This is a genomic window from Pantoea ananatis LMG 2665 (assembly GCF_000710035.2).
GTDB classification, from domain to species: Bacteria; Pseudomonadota; Gammaproteobacteria; order Enterobacterales; family Enterobacteriaceae; genus Pantoea; species Pantoea ananatis.
Genome location: NZ_JMJJ01000009.1, coordinates 1 through 23,569, shown reverse-complemented (window position 1 = coordinate 23,569; position 23,569 = coordinate 1). Strand labels below are relative to the sequence as shown.

Here is a 23,569-nt window from a genome sequence, read left to right as displayed (position 1 = left end):
AAACGCGTATTGTTGAGAAAAAAATCAATGTTCTTCAGATGCCATCGACAGATAGACAATCGTGAGGACCATGAAGATGAAAGCCTGTAGCGAAATGATCAGGATGTGGAAAATGGCCCAAGGCACATTCAGAATCCACTGTGACCACCACGGCAACAGACCGGCAATAAGGATAAAGATCAGTTCACCCGCATACATGTTACCGAACAGTCGCAGACCGAGTGAAACCGGTTTGGACAGCAGGCTAACACCTTCCAGAATAAGGTTGATGGGGATAAAGATCGGGTGATTAAAAGGCTGCAGCGTCAGCTCTTTCGTGAAGCCGCCAATGCCTTTCATTTTGATGCTGTAGAACAGAATCAAAATAAATACGCCCAACGCCATGGATAGCGTGATGTTCACGTCTGCAGAAGGTACCACGCGCAGCGCCGGTAACCCCAACCAGTGCTCACCAATATAGGGCAGCAAATCGATTGGCAGCAGATCCATGAAGTTCATCAAGAAGACCCAGACAAAAATCGTCAGAGCCAGCGGGGCGATAAGTTTGCTCTTACCGTGATACATGTCGCGCACGTTGCTATCAACGAAACCGACAACCAGTTCGATAGCCGCCTGCATTTTCCCTGGCACACCGCTGGTGACGCTTTTCGCCACGCTACGGAACAACACCAGGAAGATAACTCCCAGCACCAGAGAGAAAAACATGGAATCGATATTTAATACCCAGAACGTCGCGGGAGCGTCGTGAGCATTCACTAACTCGAAGGTACGCAGGTCCAACTGAAGATGAGTCAGGTGGTGACCAATGTACTCTTGCGGAGTAGAGATTTCTCCTGCAGCCATGATGCCTCTTACCCTTTGTTGTTAATTACCGCCGGTGCCAACATCTGAACGACCAGCACCGATAACCAGGTGATCCCGACCGGCCAGAAGACCGCATCGAATACACCCAACGCCACAATGAGCAAAATAATGGTCGCGAACACTTTGGCTATTTCCCCCAAAGCGAAGCTCCACGCGACGCGCCCCGAAGCCGGAGTTTGCCCTTGCAGGCGCCAGGCTATAAACAAGAACAACACGTTTGGCAGCCAGGCTGCCATTCCGCCAGCAAGAGCAGAGCCGCCCCAGGTGACATCTTTCAGGGCAAAGAGTGCACCGACGATGACGATGGTCACTAGCTGAATCACCAGCACCGTTCGGGCGTATTTCACACTGTAAAGAGACACTGACATGACGCTGATACTCTCCTGCCCCTTTAGGGGTATGTCGCGTGTCGTATAAGACTGCCTTTGTGCATTTGAGTCAAGTAGCAAAAGCCGTGCAAATTATACGGGCCGTACCTGTGATTTCAATCGTTAAGTAACGAAAAGGTGAACAATTATCTAAATTTCTTTCCGAATGACTATTTTTCAAAAGATACTGAGCAGCCCGTTTCGGATAAAGCCGTAAAAAGTTCCGCAGCAACTCAGTTTTAAAGCGTGCTTTAGATCACATAATAAGCATTCGCACCGCGTTATGTTTTATTAAGACCCAATTATCCGAACGCAAAATAAGGGATAAAAAACCTTATTATCAATCAGTTAAAAAGCAATATACCGTAACGTTTTTTTGTTCCCGATGAAAATGGTCTATTGACATCGAAGTCTCCTTCAGAATCGTAAAAAGCCTATTACTCTTGCCGAAAGGCGGGTGGCCTTAAATATGATTAATCGCGGTGCGCACCGATAAAACGCCAAAAACTCGTGATTATTTTGATAAAACTTTGTGAAATAAAAGTTAAATGTGAAAAAGTTTTTCAGATAATTTCCGCGTCAGGATTTAACAACGTGAGCCGGAAAAGCAGAGTAGATGACCCAAAGACCATCGCATCTTTGGTTACATGGCACCGCGCGTTGATACGCTTTACGGTGCCTGAATGCGCTATGGCGTACTGTTCCTGGCAACGATAACCAGATGACGTTCGCCTTCCAGTTGGGGAACCTGAAGTGAAATCACCTTGTCCAGCGCATAGCCCGCAGGCAGGCTGGCGATTTCCTCATCCGGCCGCACGCCTTTAAGCGCATAAAAACGGCCATTTTCCGCGGGTAAGTGATGACACCAGCTCACCATATCCTCCAGCGACGCAAAGGCGCGGCTGATCACCCCATCAAATGGCGGTTCGGAAGGAAAGGCTTCGACCCTGCTCTGGACCGGCTCGATATTTGTAAGTCCCAGTTCATGCTGCACCTGCCGTAAAAAACGTACGCGTTTACCCAAGCTGTCCAGCAAAGTGAAATGTGCCTCCGGCATCACAATGGCCAGCGGAATGCCAGGTAAACCGGGCCCGGTGCCGACATCAATAAAACGTGAACCCTGAAGATGTGGCGCCACCACGATGCTGTCGAGGATATGGCGAACCAGCATCTGCTGAGGATCGCGCACCGAAGTCAGGTTATAAGCTTTATTCCATTTATCCAGTAGCCCTACATAGGCCACCAGTTGCTGTTTTTGTTGATCGGAAAGGGAAATTTTGGCCGCTTGCAGCAGCGAAGTGAGTTTGTTGATCACAGCATCAGTCCAGTCAGCGGGGGCGGAAAATCCCGCCCCGGTTCAGATCAGGCGCTTTTGCGCAGCAGACCTTGTTTTTTCAGGTAAATCAGTAAAATTGAGATGGCCGCAGGCGTGACGCCTGAGATGCGTGATGCCTGGCCGATTGAAACCGGTTTATGATCGTTAAGCTTGGCGATAACTTCATTAGAAAGGCCACTGACCTGACGATAATCAAGCGTGGCTGGCAGCAGCGTATTCTCATTACGCAACTGACGATCGATCTCTTCCTGCTGACGCGCAATATAGCCTTCGTATTTTACCTGGATCTCAACCTGTTCAGCAGCCTGTTCATCCGCCAAAGCCGGGCCAAAAGCATCAAGTGCCATCAGCTTCAGATAGGTCATTTCAGGGCGGCGTAACAGATCTTCAGCACTGGCTTCCTTCGTTAATGGAGAGCTGGTGATGGTATTCACCGCCTCAACATGTTCGGACTTAGGGTGCACCCAGATATCGCGCAGTCGCTGGCGTTCCTGCTCGATCGCTTCAAGCTTCTGGTTGAAGCGCGCCCAGCGCGCATCATCCACCAGGCCGAGTTCACGCCCGGTTTCCGTTAAACGTAAATCTGCATTGTCTTCACGCAGCATCAGGCGATATTCGGCACGTGAGGTAAACATGCGGTAAGGTTCTTTAGTGCCGAGAGTGCAAAGATCGTCGACCAGTACCCCGAGGTAAGCCTGATCGCGACGCGGTGCCCAGCCCTCTTTGTCAGCAGACTGACGCGCGGCGTTAAGCCCCGCCAGCAATCCCTGTGCTGCCGCTTCTTCGTAGCCTGTGGTGCCGTTAATCTGCCCGGCAAAAAACAGGCCGTCGATAAATTTGCTTTCCAGCGTGAGTTTTAAATCGCGTGGATCAAAGAAGTCATACTCAATGGCATAACCCGGGCGCACGATCTTCGCATTTTCCATGCCCTGCATTGAACGAACGATCTGCATCTGTACGTCGAATGGCAGGCTGGTTGAGATACCGTTGGGGTAGATCTCATTGCTGGTCAGTCCTTCAGGCTCAAGGAAGATCTGATGCGAGTTGCGATCGGCGAAGCGCATGACTTTGTCTTCGATCGATGGACAATAACGTGGCCCGATCCCTTCGATGATCCCCGCATACATGGGGCTACGATCGAGGTTATTACGGATCACATCATGTGTTTTTTCATTGGTATAGGTCATCCAGCACGGCACCTGCTGTGGGTGCTGTCCGGCATTGCCCATGAAAGAGAACACCGGCATCGGGTTATCGCCATGCTGCGGGGCAAGTACGCTAAAATCGATGCTGCGTGCATCAATGCGTGGCGGTGTACCGGTTTTCAGGCGGTCAACGCGCAGTGGCAAAGCACGCAGGCGTTTTGCCAGAGGGATCGACGGCGGATCGCCTGCACGACCTCCGCTGTAGTTATCCAGCCCGATATGAATTTTTCCGTCGAGGAAGGTACCCACGGTAAGCACGACCGTTTTGGCACGAAATTTCAGGCCCATTTGGGTTACCGCACCGACAACGCGATCGTTCTCGACGATAAGATCGTCAACGGCCTGCTGGAAGATCATCAGGTTTGGCTGGTTCTCCAGCGCAGTACGTACCGCCTGACGATAGAGTACGCGGTCCGCCTGAGCACGGGTCGCCCTTACGGCAGGACCTTTACTTGCGTTTAGTATCCTAAACTGAATACCCGCCCGATCGATTGCACCGGCCATCAAACCGCCTAAGGCATCCACTTCCTTTACCAAATGTCCCTTACCGATGCCACCGATGGCCGGGTTGCAGGACATTTGTCCCAGCGTATCGATGTTATGGGTCAGTAACAGGGTTTGCTGACCCATTCGGGCTGCTGCCATGGCAGCTTCCGTGCCCGCATGACCACCACCAATAACGATGACGTCAAAAGGATCTTGATAAAACATGAAGTGGTACCTCGTTGATGAATAGTCAGAGATCGTTCTCTCTGGGCCGTGGATTCTACTGAAATTATGGCTGAGGTGAAAGCAGCGGGATCGACAGGTATTAAAAGAAAAGATCTTAATTCTTTGTATGATCTTTCTGTTAGATCTCTTATTAGGATCGCCATCTCTTGTGGATATCTGCGAAAAGCACAGGATAAACAAGTGAGTAGAGAGGATCGTTACCTGTTAATGATCGGTGATCCTGATCCGTATAAGCTGGGATCAAAAGAGGACTTTATCCACAGCTCATAAAGTAAACTCCAGTTGTTCTTTGGATAACTACCGGTTATACGCAACTAAACAGGGTAGTTATCCACAAAATAAAAGACCAGATCTGGGGAAAAACAGTATCTTCTGCTGGGGATCGTCGTGATTTCCCGATCCCTGACCGGCTCAGATCGCGTCTTTCCAGGTCATCACCCACTCTTCAGCCGGATCTTCGGGGATCTCATGTTGCAGAATATCAATTTCCAGTCTTTCGCCGATGCGCTGTGCGCCACAGGTAATTAACAGAGCGTCAAGATTGCGTATCGCACCACAAAACAGATCGTATTCATGGTTGCCGATGCCGACTGCGCCAAAACGCACGGCTGACAGATCGGGACGGCTTTCCTCAATGGCGTCATAAAAAGGTTGCAGATTATCAGGCAACTCTCCGGCTCCGTGGGTAGAACTCACGACCAGCCAGATCCCCTGCAGGGGCACATCATGAAGCTCAGGACCATGTAGCATCTGCGTTGAGAAGCCCGCTTCCTGCAGTTTTTCTTCGAGATGTTCAGCAACATATTCGGCGCTGCCTAAGGTGCTGCCACTGATTAACGTAATGTCGGCCATCGTGCTCTCCTGAGATCAAGGTGAGCATTGTACGCTGTGATCAAGCGGTGATCCACCTGTGGAAAACAAGGTTATTAGTTTTGACAAGGGCGATACAGCCGTTGTCAGGCGGCCGATCGTTAAAGGATAAAATTGTGCACAAGCGGGTGGAAAGATCAGGGCTTGATGGTTCGCATGATGGGGTTCTGCAGGGAGATCAGGGTTTCTGTTGACTGGATTTCATCAATTGTCTGGATCTTGTTAATTAATACCTGCTGGAGAGCATCGATAGATCGACACATGACTTTAATAAAAATACTGTAATGCCCGGTGGTATACCAGGCTTCAACGACTTCATCCAGCGCGTCCAGTTTACTCAGCGCCGCCGGGTAATCACGGGCGCTTTTGAGAATAATGCCGATAAAACAACAGACATCAAAGCCCAGCTGGCGGGGATCGATCTCAACCCGCGTTCCCAGAATAATGCCTGCCTGCTTCATTTTTTCGACACGGACATGAATGGTACCCGGGCTGACGTTGAACTGTTTTGCCAGTTCGGCATACGCGGTGCGTGCATTTTCCAGTAGTGCATTCAGGATCCCCCGGTCAAGGTTATCCAGTTGCAGATGTTCGGGCATGATCGTCCTCGTTATCGTTTTTTTCTTCAATGAACTGAGGAGAATGTGCAGCAAAATAACGTAACTGGCAACACACCGGCAGCGGCATAAGCCGCTGCCGGTTGCCTTAACGTTTACGCCACAGAGTGACCTGCGCGAGCGTATGCTGGAATTTACGCGCCGTTTCACGGATGACGAATGGCATATCCTGTGGTGAACCTATCTGCTCAAAGTCGGCGGCCAGCAACCGTTGCAGTGCCTGCAGGGTGGTCAGGGCTTCTCCATTTTCACGTACGCCGCCCAGCCAGTTTTCCTTCGGGGTAAAGGCTTCAAGCCACGTGTAAGGTGACGACAGCACTAAGATCCCACCAGAACGCAACATGGGCGTGACGTCCTGAAGAAAACGTGCCGGCTGACGCAGGCGATCGATCAGGTTCGAGGCCAGGACCAGATCGTAACGTGCTGGCTGAGGTTTCATGTTACAGGCATCGCCCTGAACAAACTGAATGCGCTTCGCCTGCTCATTGGTGATAGCAAAGTCCTTAAGTCGTACCTGACGGTATTCCACCAGATCGCCTTCTTCAGGCACCACGTAGCGGAAATCTTCGCCAGTGGTGAGCTGGAGCGCCACATCAATAAAACGGGCCGAATAATCCATGCCGGTGACATGCTCAAAGTGGCGGGCCAGTTCGAAGCTTGCCCGGCCCGTGGCGCAACCAATATCCAGCGCCTCTCCCCGATTCTGGCTGTGCGACAGCGCCAGTTTGACCAAGGCTTCTGCATAGTTATCGACGCCGAAATAGCGAGGCCCATACTGGAAATCGAGGTACTGAGAAACCATGTTGTCGGTTTCATAGGGGTTTAAGGCCATGGTTTCCTGGTGGGAAGAAATCACATAGCGAAAACCCGCATGCTGAAAAAAGTGACGGCGGAAGGCATAACGCGATGATTTGATCGCCTCATTGCCGGTGGAAATCCAGCTTCCACCTTTTATAAGTGAGTGCTTACCGTCAAAAGTGGGCGTTGAGAAATCGTCATAGAGCGGATGGACTTTAAAGCCTTCAAAGCCATTGGTTGGGGTGGTTGTCCATTGCCAGACGTTGCCCACGATGTCGTAGAACTCCCCCTGCGGGAACCGATCGACCGGGCAGGAAGAGGCCCAGTAAGCCAGATTAATATTGCCTGGCGCCTGCTGCCAGTCTGGCTGATCGCCTTCGACCTGTTCGCGCAGTTGATACCATTCCGCCTCACAGGGTAGCTGGACTGACTTACCGGTTTCTTCCGCTTTCCAGCGACAGAAGGCCGCGGCCTCCAACTGATTGACCTCAGCTGGCCAGTCCCACGGCATGGGTACTTCTTCACACATCAGTCGGAGTTTCAGCTGATCGGGCATCGCAGCGTTACCCACCCAGAAGGTGGGCATTTCTGCCTGAGCAAACTGGCGCCAGCCCAGGCCTTCTTCATCCCACCAGCGGGATTCCTGATAGCCACCAGCCTGCACAAATTCATAAAACTCTGCGTTACTGACCAGCATTTTGCTGGCCTTGAAAGGCTTTAGCTCAACCTGCTGAGTACCGTACTCGTTGTCCCAGCCATAGGTATCATCGGTTTTACCAAGCGTGATGTGGCCACCGGGCAGGGAGACCAGTGCGTTGGTGGGCACCAACTGACGATCGCGGCGCGCTTCCGCGCAGGCTGGCCACTGCGGTTGAGGTTTCACCCATTCGACCGGCAGCTGACGGATCAGCACGCTGGAGGTTTCCAGGTGAATTCGTTCATGCTCAATCCCCATCAGGATCACCCAAGCCGGGCTGTCCCATGTGATGGGCAGTTCAAGCGGCATCTCCTGAATAAATTGTGTCACTAAGGCTTTTACGCTACCGCGATAGTCGCGAACGGCTTCTACAGAAGGCCAGTCGTAGTGGTTGTCGTTGAGATCATCCCAGCTCATTTCGTCCACGCCAATAGCCAGCATGGCTTCGATGCGATCGTCAATGCGGTCATCGATGTAACGTCCAGCCATTAACTTGTTAATGTAGAACGTGGCGGTGTGGCCAAAGTAGAAGATCAGCGGATGGCGCAGGGGAATCGCTTTCGTAAACCATGCGCGCTGATCGTTGAGGCAGGTAAAGAGATCTTCGTACAGCGCCCATGTCTGACTAAAGTAAGCCAGCAGCTCGGCACGTTTTTGTTCGACATTTTGGCCAGAGAGCATCAGCGTCCGGGTTGGCGCAGGTAAATCGCGATGGGGTTGAACGGTGTTCACAGGACACTCCTGATTGCTGAATAAGTAATTGCAGATATTTACTATAAAGCAAAATGGAATTTCTGCTGTCTCGCTTAGCGCCGCCAGTGACGTAAAATGCGGCTTTTTAAGCCGGTATCGAAACGCCAGATATGATCGAAGATGCGCATTATGCCGGGTTTACCGTGCGTGGACATGGCGACGGCGTGGAAGCGCTGCTGCTGTTGCTGCTGGCGATGTTTAACGCTGCGTACCACCTCTTCCGGCAGGCGCTGCGCAATAAAGTCTGACACGATGACGGCATCGGCATCCTGCCACAACGGGCCTTCCATCCGTTTGACCACCGCGGAAAGACAGGCTGCGAGGTCGGTTCCGCCACGAAAACGTTGGCTGAGAAAACGGATGGCCTGCTCCAGCCCGTCATCGCCCGTTAATTCGTAACCAATTACGTCATGAGCGAATAACATGATGTAACAGCGACGGCGATCGGCCAGTGCCACTTTGAGAAGGGCCAGACAAAAGGCTTTTGCACAACGTTCATTGAACCCTCCCATTGACCCTGAGGTATCGACACAAACGATAAACGGGCCACGAGGCTGTTCTTCATGCTGCTGGTGGCTGACGGGACGTTGAGTGATTTTTTCATGCCAGGCATCGCCCTGAAGTTTGTAAGTAAGCAGTCGCTTCTCTACCAGCCTGCGGTAAAACTCAAGTTCAAGCTCGCTGACGCTCAATGCTGCCAGTTCAGGTGGCAGCAAGCGTAATACGTCATCACTTTGATGAATACCGCTGACTTCTTCCGGTACGGCATCCGGTTCGCGCACCAGATGATGAAAGGCTTCCATCGGCGCATCCTGGGAGGGAACCGATTTTGCCTCACGACTCCGCCCCAGTTGCTGGGCCAGCTTCATTAATTCGGGCTGCTGTGCAAGGAACTCGCCGTATTGCAGCATCAACTGGTAATCGCCATGCTGAAGCGGCGCTTTGCCCATATCCCATAACCGTCCGGCTGCCGCTTCGTCATCGTCTGCCAGCACAGGTGCCAGTTGCCCGCTCAGGGCCATACGTTGCTGTAACTCCGCCATCAGACGTTCGCGCTGCTGCTCAAGAAGTTGCTCATTAAGCGTTAACGTTTGCAGCGTAAGGCTGAGCCGCCAGCGTTGCAGGAACAGCGTATGCTGGGCAGTGCTGAGATGGCCGGGATCGTTATGAAGAAGCAGTCGTTTTGCTTCTTCCTGGAAGGGGGATGCCAGGCGTTCAAGGTGAGAAAGGGTTTCATCAAGCTGCTGGCTGAATTCACGATCGCTGAGTAACTGAATACGCTGGAATAACTGAAACTCTTCCGCCAGTGCTTCCGGGACCGGCGTGGCTTTGAGTTCGGCATCAATTTCTGCCTTCCAGCGAGGAACATCCCGTAACAGCGCCTTTTTCATGCCGGGAAATTTTTCAAAGAACAGGGCCAGCTGTGGAGACGCGAGGAGTACCAGAATTAACTCTTCAATCAGCTCGGTCTCGCCGATTGACAGCAGGGTACTCAGCGTCTCCAGTGAGATCATTTACGCGCCTGTTTAAGTTGTTCCGCAACGTCCTGCAGGCTGGTTTCGACGCGAGCCAGCCAGTCATCACTGATAAACAGGCAACGCTGTTGCTGACTGAACAGGTGGCGTTGTTGACGCAGCTGGTTGTCGAGTTCATCCAGCGCTTCACTGATTTCTTCCGGCAACGCCTCACTGCTGCTGCTGCCGGGCAGTGTCAGTCTTGCCGTTTGTAAGCTGACATCGCGAACCGCCAGGCAATGCTGCGCATCCACCAGCATATCCACCGTTTGAGCAAATCCAATACCGTTTAATTTGCCGCGAATATCGCCGCCTTTCTGTAACCAGTGGTTCAGTGCTTCACGCTCAATAACCAGATGCGTGACCTGCATATCATGCAGCATGAGCGGCTTTTGCAGCATCAGCGTTAACTGCGCGTCGGTAAAGCTTTCGGGCATGTCGTAATGCGGTTTACGGCTGAACATGCCGCTGTGCTTCTCAAGCGTAATGGCGGCAGCCACGCTTTGCTGCTGTTGCAGGGCCAGACGTCGGGCTTTCAGTTGCTGCAACCTGAGCAACATCGCCTGCTGTTGCCAGGCATGTTGAGTCATGAGCTGATCGATTTCACGATCCAGAAGCTGCATGGATGCAACGTCATGCCACAAACAGTCTTTCAATAAGATCAGATCCAGTGGCGCAATGGTGTTTCGCCCACTGTAAAAGGCGCTGGCCTGCAACAGATGTATGGCCTTTTTCCAGCGGCGATCGGAGATGTAAGGCGCCTCGGGTAGCTTTTCCAGCTGCTGGCGTAACTGATAGATCAGTTCAAACACGTTATCGGGCAGGGTGACCTGGCTGATGCCTTGCTGCCATCGCACATACTCTTCGTCGCTGATGCGCAGCGATTCGGCGACCGGGTTGTCATTTTCATCCTGATGATGGGTCAGCATGCTGCGGAAGTTCTGCTTTTCATGCACGTTATCCAGCCACAGGCGAATTAACATGCGGTCATACAGGGCTTCGAGCCCGCTATCGGCTTCCGGCAACTCATTGGAGGCCGTGACCAGCAGGCGCATCGGAATTTTTTCTTCGCTATCGCCATTTCGGAAACGGCGTTCGTTGATGGCGGTAAGCAGCGTGTTAAGGATTGCCGGGCCGGCTTTCCAGATCTCATCCAGAAAAACGATTTCGGCATCGGGGAGATAGCCTTTGGTCAGCCGCTGATAGCGTCCTTCATCTTTTAAAGCCTGGATAGACAGCGGACCAAAGACTTCTTCCGGGGTAGAAAAGCGGGTCATCAGATATTCGAAAGCGCGGGCATGCTGGAAGGCGCATTTCAGGCGACGGGCAATCAGGCTTTTTGCTATGCCTGGCGGACCCAGCAAAAATACGCTTTCGCCGCTGAGTGCGGCGAGCAGGCAAAGGCGAATGGCATGATGTCGCTCATACAAACCTTTTTCTAACGCATTGCTGAGACGAGAAATTCTTTCTGCCAAAAGATGGGGTTGAGCCATAATCACATCAATGTCCTTACGATCGTCGAGCCGCCGCGTTTTAGCGAACGCAATACTCTATAGGGTATGATGCGCGAAAGCGTTAATCGATGTCAGCTTTTTTGTTTCAGAAGGTTCGACACCGCGACTTTAAATGTTAATGCAGCACCAAAAAACAGTGAATGACCATCGGTTACCCGGACGGCGGTGTAGGAATTTTTGTGAATACGTGCATACTGTGCGCTTTTTGATGGCTTGTGCGCCTCTCAGACTCCAACAAAAGATAATTTTATGAGCTCGGATAATAAGCACTCACTAGGCGGATTAACGCTGGCTGCCATTGGTGTCGTCTACGGGGATATCGGCACCAGCCCGCTTTATACCTTACGCGAATGTCTTTCGGGGCAGTTTGGCTTTGGCGTGGAGCGGGATGCGGTCTTTGGCTTTCTTTCGCTGATTTTCTGGCTGCTGGTGCTGGTGGTATCGCTGAAATATATCAGCTACGTCATGCGCGCAGACAATGCCGGAGAAGGCGGCATCTTGACGCTGATGTCCCTGGCGGGGCGACATACGGGCGGGCGAGCCACCGCAATTCTGGTGATTATGGGGCTGATTGGCGGCAGTTTTTTCTACGGCGAGGTGGTGATCACCCCGGCGGTTTCTGTCCTGTCGGCGATTGAAGGTCTGGAAATTGCGGCGCCAAGTCTCGATAGCTACATCGTGCCCATGGCCATCGCCGTCCTGACACTGTTGTTTGTCATTCAAAAACACGGGACCGGCATCGTGGGTAAACTCTTCGCGCCCGTCATGCTGTTGTGGTTTATTGTCCTGGCCGTGTTGGGTGCGCGCAGCATTCTCAATAATCCCGAAGTATTGCAGGCGCTCAATCCTTACTGGGCGCTGCACTTTTTTGTCGAATACAAGTCTGTCTCCTTCTTTGCGCTCGGCGCGGTGGTGCTCGCAATTACAGGCGTCGAAGCGCTGTATGCGGACATGGGGCACTTTGGTAAATTCCCTATCCGGCTGGCATGGTTTGTGGTGGTGCTGCCTTCGCTGGTGCTCAACTACTTCGGTCAGGGCGCGCTGTTACTGAAGCAGCCGGAAGCGATTAAAAACCCGTTCTTCCTGTTGGCCCCTGACTGGGCGCTAATCCCCATGCTGATTCTGGCGACCTTAGCCACCGTTATTGCTTCACAGGCGGTGATTTCCGGGGTCTTCTCATTAACCCGACAGGCGGTACGTCTGGGTTATTTGCCGCCAATGCGCATCGTCCATACATCGGAAAAAGAGTCGGGGCAGATCTACATCCCCGTGATTAACTGGCTGCTTTATTTCTCTGTCGTGATTGTCATCATCGGCTTTGAGCATTCGAGTAACCTGGCTGCGGCTTACGGGATTGCGGTCACGGGCACCATGGTGCTGACATCCATTCTGTGTGCGACCGTTGCGATACTGAACTGGCACTGGAATCGTTATCTGGTGGGGCTGATTTTAGTGGCGATGCTGTGCATTGATGTGTCGCTGTTCTCGGCCAACCTGATTAAAATTTTCTCCGGCGGCTGGCTGCCCCTGACGCTGGCGCTGATGATGTTTATTGTGATGACAACCTGGAAGAGTGAACGCTTTCGGTTGCTGCGCCGCATGCATGAGCACGGCAATTCCCTGGAAGCAATGATTGCTTCTCTGGAAAAGTCACCGCCTGTTCGCGTACCCGGCACTGCGGTTTACATGTCTCGCGCGCTGAACGTGATTCCTTTTGCCATGTTGCATAACCTTAAGCATAACAAGGTGCTGCATGAGCGCGTCGTGCTGTTAACGCTGCGTACCGAAGATGCGCCATACGTACACAACGTCAGGCGCGTCACCATTGAGCAGTTGTCGCCCACCTTCTGGCGCGTGGTAGCCAGTTACGGCTGGCGTGAAACGCCGAACGTTGAAGAGATTTTCCACCGCTGTGGCCTGGAAGGACTTAACTGCCGCATGATGGAGACCTCTTTCTTTATGTCCCATGAGTCGCTGATCATTGGAAAACGCCCCTGGTATTTGCGTCTGCGCGGCAAGCTGTTTATGACGTTACAACGCAATGCGCTGCGTGCGCCCGATCAGTTTGAGATCCCGCCGAATCGGGTCATCGAGCTGGGAACGCAGGTCGAGATTTAAACGGCTGTGCCTGCCTGTCAGGCACAGCGTTTCACCAGTGCAGCGTGACACACAATCCGCCGCCGGGATGTTGACTGAAGTGCAGCGACATACCGTGCAACTGGGCAATATTGCGTACGATCGATAAACCCAGCCCACTGCCGCTTTTCTCCTGCCCCGGCGGACGCCAGAAACGTTCGCCTAAACGCTGCAACTCCGCTGCCGATAAACTGTTTCCGTTATCCTCCACCCGCAACGTATTCGGGCTGAGCACGATGTCAACGCGGCTGCCCGGCGGTGTATAGCGGATAGCGTTATCCAACAGATTTCTGATCAGCAGTGACAGCAGCAACGCGTGTCCAGAAATAACCGGATCGGCTTCAGCGTTAAGGCGCAACGTAATGTCAGCCTTATCTGCCAGTGGCAGCTGTGAAGCCAGCGTGTCCTGTGCCACCTTTTTTAACATGACGGGCTGGAACGTATTGCGAACATCCTCGGCTTCAATGCGGGAAAGGGTAAGCAGCTGATCAACCAGACGAGTGGCGCGGGTAATACCCGCATCCAGCTGTTGCAGCGCGTGAGTGCGCATCGCCTCGTCATCGGCGGCCAGTTGAATGACCTCGCTTTGCACCCGCAGTGCGGCGAGCGGGCTGCGTAATTCGTGTGCGGCATCCGACGTAAAACGGCGTTCCCGCTGCATCATGGTATGAATGCGGCTGAACAGGCCGTTCAGGGCGTCAATTAACGGTCTTACCTCTTTGGGAACGCGATCGGCCTGCAAGGGCGCATCATCGTCAGGTGCCCGCCCGGCAAGCTGGTGGCTGAGTTTCTTCAGCGGACGAAGTTCATACCACACCAGGCCCGTTAACATCAGCAGCATAAAAGGTAATGAGATCAGCCAGGGCAACATGCTGGCATCGACCAGATCTTTTGCCATATCGTCACGGTATTCCCATTCCTGACCCACCACGACGCGGTAACGTTGATCGGGCGTAGTCAGCCAGACAAAACGCCAGAGATCGTCATCCCCGTTAAGCTGGCCATCCTGGAAACCTTGATGATCCGCATTAAAGGGCAGATCTTTGCCATTATCACCGTCGTTGAGGACCTGTTTTCCCTCCCGGTCAAATACCGCGAAAGCCAGCGCGTCATCGTCCTGTTCGCCACGATTGTGATCCAGCAACTTTTTCGTTTTTGGCAGCGACGTGCCGTTCAGCGTCGTGAAGTCCAGGGTCAGCAGGCGCTTAGCAAGCAGCATCTGTTGCGTATCAAACAGCTCGTTAACGGTGTCACGTGTTTTATACCAGGCGCTGAGCGTGGCCGTTCCCCAACAAATGCCCAGTATCAGCACCAGGCCAATGCCAAGGCGTAAAAACAAACTCATCGATCGCATTCGCTTTCCCCCAGCGTATAGCCCACGCCGTGGATGGTGCGGATAAAGCGGTTACCGAGTTTTTTACGCAGATGATGGATATGCACTTCTACCGCATTGCTCGACACTTCGGTATCCCAGGTATAGAGCTTTTCTTCGAGCTGGCTTCGCGTCAGTACCCGATCCGGATTTCGCATAAACAGCTCAAGCAGGGCCAGCTCACGGCTTTTTAACGCGATATTTTCGCCGTTTCTTTCCACGCTGAGATTACCGGGAATCAACACTACATCGCCATGACGCAGTTCGGGCTGGAATTGCCCGTGGCGGCGGCGAATCAGTGCCTGTAAGCGTGCGGCAACTTCTGTAAGGGCAAAGGGTTTGCACAGGTAATCGTCAGCCCCCATCTGTAATCCTTCAACGCGTTGATCAAGCGCATCGCGGGCGGTAAGGATAAGAACCGGGACATCGTGCCCCTGCTGACGCCATTGACGCAATATGTCCAGCCCGTCACGCTCAGGCAGTGATAAATCGAGTACGACCGCATCCCACGGCGCCGCCGTTAATGCCTGAAAACCGGCCTCGCCAGAGACAAACCAGTCAACGCTGAATCCCAGCTTACTGAGTCCCGCTTTAATGCCGTCTCCAATCAGGCGGTCGTCTTCAATCAGTAAAATTCGCATCGCTTCTCCCTTTTAGTAAGCGATTTATACGAAGGCGAATGGGGGTTGTACAGTGAGTTTGGCTAAAAACTGCGTTTATTTTTGCCTTAAGATCCTGTTAAGAACTCTATGTTTTACTACAGTCACTACCCTAACTGCTTCATGGACAAGAGGTGACAAAATGAAAAAGTATGCTGCACTATTAGCCGTAACCATGCTGGCTTCCGCGCCGGTCTTTGCTGCACAACAAGGCGGATTTGTTGATCCAAATGCGCCAGCGCCGGCCGCACATCAGCAGCAGGGCGGTTTCAAAACCGATCAAAGCAGTGTTGTAACGGTGAAACAGGCTGAAGAGATGAAAGATGATAGCTGGATTACCGTTCGTGGCCAGCTTGAAAAGCAGATTGGTGACGAAGACTACGTGTTCCGTGATCAGACCGGCACGATGAAAGTAGAAATCGATCATAAGCGCTGGAATGGGCTGACTGTTTCACCCAAAGACCGTGTTGAACTGACCGGGGAACTGGACAAAGATTTCAACAGCATCGAGCTGGACGTCAAGCAGGTCAAAAAGTTGCCCTGATTCTGCCCCAATGGACCGCCCAGGCGGTCCATTTTTCCCTTCTGACTGCCCCCTAACTCAAATTCTGGTCTGCAACAGCGAAACGTTTCGATAGCGATCACAAATTTCTTATTCAGTGGTTGAATTGTAACCTTCATTTTATACACTCCTGAAAGCGAAACGTTTCGCTCTGGAGTGGAAAAATGAAAAAAGGTCGCCTGTTAAACGCTGAACTCTCTTACGTCATCGCCCGCCTGGGCCATACGGATACATTGACGATCGCCGATGCGGGGTTGCCGATTCCGGCAGAAACGCAGCGTATCGATCTGGCACTGATACCGGGTACGCCAGGATTTATGCAGGTGGTTGAAGCGGTAACGCATGAGATGCAGGTGGAAAGCGCCTTTATCGCGGAAGAAATTAAGCAGCATAATCCGCAGCTCCACAGCGAACTGATCGCCGTGCTCGACGCATTGCAACAGCACCAGGGAAATACCATTAGTATCCACTACATCAGTCACGAACAGTTCAAACAACAAACACAGCGTAGTCAGGCGGTCATTCGCAGCGGAGAGTGTTCTCCGTTTGCGAATGTCATCCTGAGCGCAGGTGTGACCTTCTGAGGCCATTATGCAACCGTTACTGCAGCTTAAAGGCATCGAAAAATCATTTCCGGGCGTCAAAGCACTGAATGGCGCATCGTTGTCAGTCTGGCCGGGACGCGTCATGGCGCTGGTGGGGGAAAACGGCGCGGGCAAATCGACCATGATGAAAGTGCTTACCGGCATTTACAGTCGTGATGCCGGTTCACTGTTGTGGCTGGGTGAAGAAACGACGTTCAGCGGACCCAAGGCTTCTCAGGAAGCGGGCATTGGTATTATCCATCAGGAACTTAACCTGATCCCCCAGTTAACCGTCGCGGAAAACATTTTTCTTGGCCGCGAATTCGTTAATGGCCTGGGCTGCATCAACTGGAAACGGATGTATGCCGAAGCTGACGCGCTGCTAAAGCGCCTGAATTTACGTTTTAACAGCCACAAACTGGTGGGCGATTTATCCATCGGCGATCAGCAAATGGTCGAGATCGCTAAAGTGCTGAGCTTTGAGTCGAAAGTCATCATTATGGATGAGCCGACCGACGCGCTGACCGATACCGAAACCCTGTCGTTATTCCGCGTTATCAACGAGCTCAAAGCACAGGGATGCGGCATCGTCTATATCTCCCATCGCATGAAAGAGATTTTTGAGATTTGCGATGATGTCACGGTGTTCCGTGATGGTCAGTTTATTGCTGAGCGTGCCGTCAGCGATCTGAGTGAAGAAAGCCTCATTGAGATGATGGTGGGTCGTAAGCTGGAAGATCAATATCCCCATCTGGACGAGGCGCCCGGCGACGTGCGCCTTAAAGTCGAAAACCTCAGCGGGCCTGGCGTCGATAACGTCTCGTTTACCCTGCGCAAAGGTGAAATTCTTGGCGTGTCTGGCCTGATGGGCGCTGGGCGCACCGAACTGATGAAAATCCTCTACGGTGCTGCGCCCCGCAGCGCCGGGCAGATCTGGCTGAGTGGACGTGAAGTGGTGACCCGCTCACCGCAGGATGGCCTTGCCAATGGCATCGTGTATATCTCGGAAGACCGTAAGCGCGATGGCCTGGTGCTGGGCATGTCAGTCAAAGAGAACATGTCTTTGACCGCACTGCGCTACTTCAGTCACCTGGGCGGCAGGCTCAGGCACGCTGAAGAGCAGCTCGCCGTCAGCGATTTTATCCGTCTGTTTAACGTTAAAACCCCGTCAATGGAGCAGCCGATTGGCCTGCTATCCGGCGGTAATCAACAGAAAGTCGCGATTGCCCGCGGATTAATGACGCGCCCCAACGTGTTGATTCTCGATGAACCGACGCGCGGTGTTGACGTGGGGGCAAAAAAAGAGATCTATCAGCTCATTAACCAGTTTAAGGCAGAAGGGCTGAGCATTATTTTGGTGTCGTCGGAAATGCCAGAAGTTCTGGGCATGAGTGACCGTATTGTCGTGATGCATGAAGGCCGTTTAAGCGGCGAATTTACCCGTGAAGACGCTACCCAGGAAAGCCTGATGGCCGCAGCCGTTGGTAAGCAACACAGTGAGGATTTAGTTGTATGACCACCCAAACCGTTCCGTCTAACCGTCGCTGGTTCAGCAAAGCCTGGCTGCTTGAGCAAAAGTCGCTGATTGCGCTGATTGTGTTGATTGCCGTGGTCGCCAGCCAGAGCCCTAATTTCTTTACCGTGGCAAACCTGTTCAACATTTTGCAGCAGACATCGGTCAACGCCATTATGGCGGTGGGCATGACGCTGGTTATTCTGACGTCAGGTATCGATCTCTCTGTGGGATCGCTACTGGCGCTCACAGGTGCGGTGGCGGCATCGCTGGTGGGAATGGAGGTGAATGCCTTTGTTGCGGTTGCGGCCTCGCTGGCGCTGGGCGCAGCCATTGGCGCGGTGACCGGTACCATTGTCGCGCGCGGTAAGGTGCAGGCTTTTATCGCCACGCTGGTGATGATGCTGTTACTGCGCGGTGTCACCATGGTTTATACCAACGGCAGCCCTGTGAATACCGGCTTTAATGACAATGCCGATCTGTTCGGCTGGTTTGGTATTGGTCGTCCGTTGGGGATTCCTACACCCGTATGGCTGATGGTGCTGGTGTTCGTGGCGGCCTGGTACATGCTGCACCACACGCGGTTGGGCCGCTACATCTATGCACTGGGGGGGAATGAAGCCGCAACACGTCTCTCCGGTATCAACGTCAATCGGGTCAAAGTCATTGTTTATTCACTGTCTGGCATGCTGGCGGCGCTGGCGGGTTCTATCGAAGTCGCCCGTCTTTCGTCCGCGCAGCCGACAGCCGGAACAGGCTATGAACTGGATGCGATTGCCGCCGTTGTATTAGGCGGTACCAGCCTGGCCGGAGGTAAGGGCCGGATTGTTGGCACCTTAATTGGCGCATTAATCCTTGGCTTTTTGAACAATGGTTTAAATCTGATGGGTGTATCGTCGTATTACCAGATGATCGTAAAAGCGGTAGTCATTCTGCTGGCGGTGCTGGTGGACAATAAAAGCAGCAAATAACTCAGACCTTAATACAGGATAAAATGATGAAAAAGTTAACTGCATTAGCTGTGATCCTTGGTGCAACGCTCAGCGCCAGCGCAATGGCTAAAGATACCATTGCCTTAGTTATCTCTACGCTGAACAACCCGTTCTTCGTTTCACTGAAAGACGGCGCACAGAAAGAAGCCGATAAACTGGGCTACAACCTGGTCGTGCTGGATTCACAGAACAACCCGGCAAAAGAACTGGCTAACGTTCAGGACTTAACCGTGCGCGGGACGAAAGTGCTGTTGATTAACCCGACCGATTCTGACGCTGTCGGCAACGCCATCAAAATGGCTAACCAGGCGAAGATCCCGGTGATCACCCTGGACCGCGTAGCTGCACAGGGTACGGTAGTCAGTCACGTTGCATCTGACAACCGCTTTGGCGGCAAGATGGCGGGTGACTACATCGCACGTAAACTGGGTGATAACGCGAAAGTGATCGAGTTAGAAGGCATCGCAGGGACCTCTGCTGCGCGTGAACGTGGCGAAGGTTTTAAACAGGCTGCTGACGCACATAAATTCCAGATCCTGGCCAGCCAGCCGGCAGACTTTGATCGTACCAAGGGTTTGAACGTTATGCAGAACCTGCTGCAGGCGCACCCGGATGTTCAGGCGGTGTTTGCACAGAATGACGAAATGGCACTGGGCGCGCTGCGTGCACTGCAAACTGCAGGCAAAACCGATGTGATGGTCGTCGGTTTCGATGGCACACCTGATGGCGTGAAAGCCGTTGAAGGTGGCAAGCTGGCCGCAACCGTGGCTCAGATGCCAGAGAAAATTGGCATGATCGGCGTTCAGACTGCTGATAAAGTGCTGAAAGGTGAAAAAGTGCAGGCGGTCAATCCGGTCGATCTGAAACTGGTTACCAAATAAATCAAAGAAAAGCAGGGCATTGCGCCACCCGTCGGTGGCGCACTTATTTCGGACTCCTCCAATGAGCAAAAACGCAAAACTGGCCGTTCTCGGTAGCATTAATGCTGACCACATCCTTAATCTGGCTCATTTTCCCCGCCCTGGCGAAACGGTGATCGGGCAGAAATACCAGATTGCGTTTGGCGGTAAAGGCGCGAATCAGGCGGTTGCCGCGGGTCGTGCGGGTGCGAATATCGCTTTTATAGCCTGTGTTGGCGCTGATGACATTGGCGAACGTATTTGCCAGCAGCTCGCGCAGGACAATATTGATACGCATCCAGTAGAAGCCGTCGAGGGTGAATCTACGGGTGTGGCGATGATTTTCGTGAATGGCGAAGGCGAAAATAACATTGGCATCTATTCCGGCGCCAACGCGGCATTGACGCCGCAGTATGTTGAACGTCACCAGCAGGTCATTGCCCAGGCGGATGCCTTACTGATGCAGTTGGAATCGCCCCTGGACAGCGTTTTGGCTGCGGCGACGTTGGCCAGACAGCATCAGACCCGCGTGATTTTAAATCCTGCTCCGGCAACGAAACTGTCTGATGATTTGTTAGCGCTTATCGACATCATTACGCCGAATGAAACTGAAGCTGAAATTCTGACCGGTATTGCGGTAAATAATGATGATGATGCAGCACGTGCCGCCGCCGCATTGCATGAAAAAGGTATTGCTACCGTTTTGATTACCCTGGGACGCCGTGGCGTCTGGCTCAGTGAAAATGGGAAGGGACAACGTATTGCCGGCTTTGAGGTCAACGCGGTCGACACCATTGCTGCTGGCGATACCTTTAACGGTGCGTTTATCACTGCGCGCCTTGAAGGTAAGGCCATGCATGATGCCGTTCGTTTTGCCCATGCCGCCGCGGCAATTGCGGTAACCCGTTCAGGTGCGCAGCCTTCTGTACCGTGGCGTGCGGAAATCGACGACTTTTTACAGCAGCAGGGTTAAGCGCTTGGCTACGATGAAAGATGTCGCCCGACTGGCGGGTGTCTCAACTTCAACGGTTTCACACGTCATCAACAAGAACCGTTTTGTCAGTGACGGCGTGCGTGAAAAAATTGAACAGGCGATCCGCGAACTCAACTACGCGCCGTCGGCATTAGCGCGTAGCCTCAAGCTTAACCAAACCAATACCATCGGCATGCTGCTGACTGCCAGTAGCAACCCTTTTTATGCAGAAGTCGTGCGCGGGGTGGAAGACAGTTGCTATGAGCGGGGATACAGTCTGATTCTTTGTAATACCGCTGGCGACGAAGCGCGCATGAATCGTAGCCTGGAAACGCTGCTGCAAAAGCGCGTTGATGGCTTGCTTATCATGTGTACCGAGAGTCATCTGCCTTCGGCCGAAATCCTTAATCGTTATCCTTCTATCCCAACGGTGATGATGGACTGGGCACCTTTTGAAGGCCATGGCGATATTATTCAGGATAACGCGTTGTTAGGGGGAGAGCTGGCCACGCAGCACCTAATTGACAGTGGCTACTCGCGTATTGCCTGTATTTCTGGGCCGCTTGATAAAACACCTGCACGCATGCGACTGGAAGGTTATTACCAGGCGATGCAGAAAAGCGGTCTGCATGTTCCGCCAGAATATGTTGTCAGTGGCGACTTTGAGTTTTCAGGCGGCTACAACGCAATGTTTGAATTGCTGGCGCTGGAAACGCCGCCGCATGCTGTTTTTACCAGCAACGACGCGATGGCGGTTGGCGTTTATCACGCATTGCATCAGGCCGGACTGCAGATTCCACAGGATATGGCGGTGATGGGATATGACGATATTGAACTGGCTCGCTATATGTCACCGCCGCTGAGTACTATTCATCAACCTAAAGATGAACTGGGCGAACTGGCGATAGATACGCTGATTCACCGCCTGAGCAATCCCGACGTCAGCCAGCAAACGCTGGTACTGACGCCGGAGCTGGTACCGCGAGGCTCGGTTTAAGCCTTTTTCTTTTTATCGCGATTGCTGATCAGGTTACGTCCATCACCATTGCGCAACATCATAAATGTTAGCGCCGACAGCACGGTTACGATGCCCATCGTCAGGAAGGTGGAATGGAACTGTTCTACCGTCGTGCTATCAAACTCCTGATAAAAACGCAGTACAGCAGCGCTGACCGCTACACCGAAACTGATCGCCAGTTGTTGTGTCACGGCTAGCACGCTATTGCCGCCACTGGCGTTGTCGTCATCTAAATCAGCCAGCGTAATAGTATTCATCGCCGTAAACTGGGTGGACATCGCCATACCCAGCAGAAAGAGCGGTATCAATAATAATGCGATGCTTTCAGAAGGTGACTGCAGTGAAAAGCTGGCAATCATGAACCCGATAATCACCGTAATGCTGACCAGCAAGCGGCGATAACCAAACCAGCGCAGCAGCTGCGTCACGCTTTGTTTTGCCAGAATAGATCCTACGGCCGTGGGCGCCATCATGCATCCCGCCAGAATAGCCGAGTAACCGAAACCCACCTGAAGCATCAGCGGCATCAAAAACGGCACACAGCCTGTACCAAGCCGCGAGGCGATGTTGCCAATGATACCTACCGAGAAGGTGCGGGTCTTAAACATTGGCAGATTAATAAGGGGAGAGGGGTGACGTCGGGCGTGCGCAATATAAAGAAGCAATAACACAACACCGCCACACAATACCCCGGCCGCAATCCAGGGCGAGACGATACGCTCACCAAACAGCTCTATCCCGGTGGAGATCATCACCAACCCGATGCCGAAGAGTAAAAAGCCCAGAAAGTCGAAGCGGCGTTTAGGCGTAGTAAAGTCAGGCATATATTTACGCGCATAGAATATGCCCAGTATGCCAATAGGGATGTTAATCAGGAATATCCAGTGCCAGGTGGCATACGTCACCATTACACCGCCCAACAGCGGCCCCAGGATCGGCCCCACTAACCCCGGCATCGTCACAAAGTTAAGGATGGGTAAGAGTTCACTGCGCGGATAGGCGCGCAAGAGTGCCAGGCGCGCTACCGGCATCATCATGGCACCACCAACGCCCTGAATGACACGGGAGGTAACCAGAACAGATAAAGAAGGCGACAAGGCGCAGGCTAACGAGCCAAGGGTAAAGAGCGAAACGGCAATCATGAAGATTTTGCGTGTGCCGTAACGATCTGCAAGCCAGCCGCTGACGGGGATAAGCATGGCAACGGTTAAGGTGTAGCTGATGACGGCGGACTGCATGGCAAGCGGGGAACGGTCAAGACTGGTGGCGATCGCGGGCAGGGCTGTGTTCAATATCGTGGCATCCAGTGACTGCATAAAGAATGCCATAGCGGCAATCCATGGCAGACCAGCCATACTGCGCGCGGATTTAATCATTGAGCGTCCTTCGTAATGTTTTCAGCAAAGATAATGAAGAAGAATAGCATTGGCAGAAATGCACAATACGCCTCTTTCAAAGACTACGTGGTGATTTCCGTGCGTTGTTTAGGCAGGAAGTGGTGCTTTTTACCTCGTTCGTTTAAAAATAAACCGCTCAGTCATTTTTTTATAATTAATGCTTGTCACTCAGAAAGAACTCCCTATAATGCGCCTC

21 protein-coding genes are annotated in these 23,569 nt (G+C 52.6%); 9 read left to right on the top strand and 12 right to left on the bottom strand.

Annotation, left to right across the window (positions count from 1 at the left end; translation table 11 throughout):
* Nucleotides 1–24 precede the first annotated feature (24 nt).
* The 9 genes from atpB to ravA all read right to left on the bottom strand — a co-directional run bounded on the left by atpB (nucleotide 25) and on the right by ravA (nucleotide 11,247).
* Nucleotides 25–843 (bottom strand): F0F1 ATP synthase subunit A, encoded by an 819-nt coding sequence (gene atpB, locus EL29_RS18080; RefSeq protein WP_013023932.1) that lies wholly within the window; start codon nucleotides 841–843, stop codon nucleotides 25–27.
* An 8-nt stretch (nucleotides 844–851) separates the two neighbouring features.
* Nucleotides 852–1,232, bottom strand: coding sequence for a F0F1 ATP synthase subunit I (atpI, locus tag EL29_RS18075; protein ID WP_014332968.1), 381 nt, complete (start codon nucleotides 1,230–1,232; stop codon nucleotides 852–854).
* A gap of 688 nt (nucleotides 1,233–1,920) precedes the next feature.
* The gene (rsmG, locus tag EL29_RS18070; protein ID WP_014332970.1) at nucleotides 1,921–2,547 is read right to left on the bottom strand and encodes a 16S rRNA (guanine(527)-N(7))-methyltransferase RsmG; all 627 of its coding nucleotides are present in this window, start codon (nucleotides 2,545–2,547) and stop codon (nucleotides 1,921–1,923) included.
* Between the two features lie 47 nt (nucleotides 2,548–2,594).
* Nucleotides 2,595–4,484 carry a tRNA uridine-5-carboxymethylaminomethyl(34) synthesis enzyme MnmG gene (mnmG, locus tag EL29_RS18065; RefSeq protein WP_014332971.1) on the bottom strand — a complete coding sequence of 630 codons (1,890 nt, stop codon included), beginning with the start codon at nucleotides 4,482–4,484 and terminating at the stop codon, nucleotides 2,595–2,597.
* A gap of 432 nt (nucleotides 4,485–4,916) precedes the next feature.
* The gene (gene mioC, locus EL29_RS18060) at nucleotides 4,917–5,357 is read right to left on the bottom strand and encodes an FMN-binding protein MioC (protein ID WP_013023928.1); all 441 of its coding nucleotides are present in this window, start codon (nucleotides 5,355–5,357) and stop codon (nucleotides 4,917–4,919) included.
* A gap of 155 nt (nucleotides 5,358–5,512) precedes the next feature.
* On the bottom strand, nucleotides 5,513–5,974 hold the full coding sequence (gene asnC, locus EL29_RS18055; RefSeq protein ID WP_013023927.1) for a transcriptional regulator AsnC: 462 nt from the start codon (nucleotides 5,972–5,974) through the stop codon (nucleotides 5,513–5,515).
* A 106-nt stretch (nucleotides 5,975–6,080) separates the two neighbouring features.
* Nucleotides 6,081–8,219, bottom strand: coding sequence for a 5-histidylcysteine sulfoxide synthase (gene ovoA / locus EL29_RS18050; RefSeq protein ID WP_028716099.1), 2,139 nt, complete (start codon nucleotides 8,217–8,219; stop codon nucleotides 6,081–6,083).
* Nucleotides 8,220–8,293: 74 nt separating this feature from the next.
* Entirely contained in the window at nucleotides 8,294–9,754 is a 1,461-nt protein-coding gene (gene viaA, locus EL29_RS18045) for an ATPase RavA stimulator ViaA (protein ID WP_014594929.1), read from the bottom strand.
* Nucleotides 9,751–11,247 (bottom strand): ATPase RavA, encoded by a 1,497-nt coding sequence (ravA, locus tag EL29_RS18040; RefSeq protein WP_028716098.1) that lies wholly within the window; start codon nucleotides 11,245–11,247, stop codon nucleotides 9,751–9,753. The genes viaA and ravA overlap by 4 nt, the downstream gene beginning before the upstream one ends.
* A gap of 270 nt (nucleotides 11,248–11,517) precedes the next feature.
* On the opposite strand from ravA, the gene kup reads away from it, so the two are divergent.
* On the top strand, nucleotides 11,518–13,386 hold the full coding sequence (gene kup / locus EL29_RS18035) for a low affinity potassium transporter Kup (protein WP_014332974.1): 1,869 nt from the start codon (nucleotides 11,518–11,520) through the stop codon (nucleotides 13,384–13,386).
* Nucleotides 13,387–13,417: 31 nt separating this feature from the next.
* Here kup and qseC read toward each other — a convergent pair whose 3' ends face one another.
* Together qseC and qseB are read right to left on the bottom strand one after the other, a co-directional pair.
* Nucleotides 13,418–14,758: a quorum sensing histidine kinase QseC gene (gene qseC, locus EL29_RS18030; RefSeq protein ID WP_028716097.1), complete on the bottom strand. Its 1,341-nt coding sequence runs from the start codon at nucleotides 14,756–14,758 to the stop codon at nucleotides 13,418–13,420.
* The gene (gene qseB / locus EL29_RS18025; RefSeq protein WP_028716096.1) at nucleotides 14,746–15,417 is read right to left on the bottom strand and encodes a quorum sensing response regulator transcription factor QseB; all 672 of its coding nucleotides are present in this window, start codon (nucleotides 15,415–15,417) and stop codon (nucleotides 14,746–14,748) included. The genes qseC and qseB overlap by 13 nt, the downstream gene beginning before the upstream one ends.
* 160 nt (nucleotides 15,418–15,577) lie before the next feature.
* Here qseB and EL29_RS18020 point away from each other — a divergent pair, with 160 nt between their 5' ends.
* The 7 genes from EL29_RS18020 (at nucleotide 15,578) to rbsR (ending at nucleotide 21,955) form a co-directional block, all read left to right on the top strand.
* Nucleotides 15,578–15,979: a YgiW/YdeI family stress tolerance OB fold protein gene (locus EL29_RS18020; protein ID WP_019104646.1), complete on the top strand. Its 402-nt coding sequence runs from the start codon at nucleotides 15,578–15,580 to the stop codon at nucleotides 15,977–15,979.
* 182 nt (nucleotides 15,980–16,161) lie between these two features.
* Entirely contained in the window at nucleotides 16,162–16,581 is a 420-nt protein-coding gene (gene rbsD / locus EL29_RS18015; RefSeq protein WP_014594925.1) for a D-ribose pyranase, read from the top strand.
* 7 nt (nucleotides 16,582–16,588) lie between these two features.
* Nucleotides 16,589–18,097 (top strand): ribose ABC transporter ATP-binding protein RbsA, encoded by a 1,509-nt coding sequence (rbsA, locus tag EL29_RS18010; RefSeq protein WP_013023917.1) that lies wholly within the window; start codon nucleotides 16,589–16,591, stop codon nucleotides 18,095–18,097.
* Nucleotides 18,094–19,065, top strand: a complete 972-nt coding sequence (rbsC, locus tag EL29_RS18005; RefSeq protein ID WP_013023916.1) for a ribose ABC transporter permease — start codon at nucleotides 18,094–18,096, stop codon at nucleotides 19,063–19,065. The genes rbsA and rbsC overlap by 4 nt, the downstream gene beginning before the upstream one ends.
* A gap of 26 nt (nucleotides 19,066–19,091) precedes the next feature.
* Nucleotides 19,092–19,967 (top strand): ribose ABC transporter substrate-binding protein RbsB, encoded by an 876-nt coding sequence (rbsB, locus tag EL29_RS18000; RefSeq protein ID WP_026020887.1) that lies wholly within the window; start codon nucleotides 19,092–19,094, stop codon nucleotides 19,965–19,967.
* Between the two features lie 61 nt (nucleotides 19,968–20,028).
* Nucleotides 20,029–20,958: a ribokinase gene (gene rbsK / locus EL29_RS17995; protein WP_014594922.1), complete on the top strand. Its 930-nt coding sequence runs from the start codon at nucleotides 20,029–20,031 to the stop codon at nucleotides 20,956–20,958.
* 13 nt (nucleotides 20,959–20,971) lie between these two features.
* Nucleotides 20,972–21,955, top strand: coding sequence for a ribose operon transcriptional repressor RbsR (gene rbsR, locus EL29_RS17990; RefSeq protein WP_014604728.1), 984 nt, complete (start codon nucleotides 20,972–20,974; stop codon nucleotides 21,953–21,955).
* On the opposite strand, the gene EL29_RS17985 is transcribed toward rbsR, so the two are convergent.
* Nucleotides 21,952–23,352, bottom strand: a complete 1,401-nt coding sequence (locus EL29_RS17985) for a multidrug transporter subunit MdtD (RefSeq protein ID WP_013023912.1) — start codon at nucleotides 23,350–23,352, stop codon at nucleotides 21,952–21,954. The two genes, rbsR and EL29_RS17985, sit on opposite strands and share 4 nt — an antisense overlap.
* 33 nt (nucleotides 23,353–23,385) lie before the next feature.
* Here EL29_RS17985 and EL29_RS22990 point away from each other — a divergent pair.
* A partial coding sequence (locus EL29_RS22990) for a hypothetical protein (RefSeq protein ID WP_207234765.1) occupies nucleotides 23,386–23,569 on the top strand: 184 nt, incomplete at its 3' end.

What these genes read in the sequence shown, in the direction of transcription:
- atpB (WP_013023932.1), bottom strand. Translation starts at nt 843, where the DNA reads ATGGCTGCAGGAGAAATCTCTACTCCGCAAGAGTACATTGGTCACCAC.
- atpI (WP_014332968.1), bottom strand. Translation starts at nt 1,232, where the DNA reads ATGTCAGTGTCTCTTTACAGTGTGAAATACGCCCGAACGGTGCTGGTG.
- mnmG (WP_014332971.1), bottom strand. Translation starts at nt 4,484, where the DNA reads ATGTTTTATCAAGATCCTTTTGACGTCATCGTTATTGGTGGTGGTCAT.
- mioC (WP_013023928.1), bottom strand. Translation starts at nt 5,357, where the DNA reads ATGGCCGACATTACGTTAATCAGTGGCAGCACCTTAGGCAGCGCCGAA.
- asnC (WP_013023927.1), bottom strand. Translation starts at nt 5,974, where the DNA reads ATGCCCGAACATCTGCAACTGGATAACCTTGACCGGGGGATCCTGAAT.
- viaA (WP_014594929.1), bottom strand. Translation starts at nt 9,754, where the DNA reads ATGATCTCACTGGAGACGCTGAGTACCCTGCTGTCAATCGGCGAGACC.
- ravA (WP_028716098.1), bottom strand. Translation starts at nt 11,247, where the DNA reads ATGGCTCAACCCCATCTTTTGGCAGAAAGAATTTCTCGTCTCAGCAAT.
- kup (WP_014332974.1), top strand. Translation starts at nt 11,518, where the DNA reads ATGAGCTCGGATAATAAGCACTCACTAGGCGGATTAACGCTGGCTGCC.
- qseC (WP_028716097.1), bottom strand. Translation starts at nt 14,758, where the DNA reads ATGCGATCGATGAGTTTGTTTTTACGCCTTGGCATTGGCCTGGTGCTG.
- qseB (WP_028716096.1), bottom strand. Translation starts at nt 15,417, where the DNA reads ATGCGAATTTTACTGATTGAAGACGACCGCCTGATTGGAGACGGCATT.
- EL29_RS18020 (WP_019104646.1), top strand. Translation starts at nt 15,578, where the DNA reads ATGAAAAAGTATGCTGCACTATTAGCCGTAACCATGCTGGCTTCCGCG.
- rbsD (WP_014594925.1), top strand. Translation starts at nt 16,162, where the DNA reads ATGAAAAAAGGTCGCCTGTTAAACGCTGAACTCTCTTACGTCATCGCC.
- rbsA (WP_013023917.1), top strand. Translation starts at nt 16,589, where the DNA reads ATGCAACCGTTACTGCAGCTTAAAGGCATCGAAAAATCATTTCCGGGC.
- rbsC (WP_013023916.1), top strand. Translation starts at nt 18,094, where the DNA reads ATGACCACCCAAACCGTTCCGTCTAACCGTCGCTGGTTCAGCAAAGCC.
- rbsB (WP_026020887.1), top strand. Translation starts at nt 19,092, where the DNA reads ATGAAAAAGTTAACTGCATTAGCTGTGATCCTTGGTGCAACGCTCAGC.
- rbsK (WP_014594922.1), top strand. Translation starts at nt 20,029, where the DNA reads ATGAGCAAAAACGCAAAACTGGCCGTTCTCGGTAGCATTAATGCTGAC.
- rbsR (WP_014604728.1), top strand. Translation starts at nt 20,972, where the DNA reads ATGAAAGATGTCGCCCGACTGGCGGGTGTCTCAACTTCAACGGTTTCA.
- EL29_RS17985 (WP_013023912.1), bottom strand. Translation starts at nt 23,352, where the DNA reads ATGATTAAATCCGCGCGCAGTATGGCTGGTCTGCCATGGATTGCCGCT.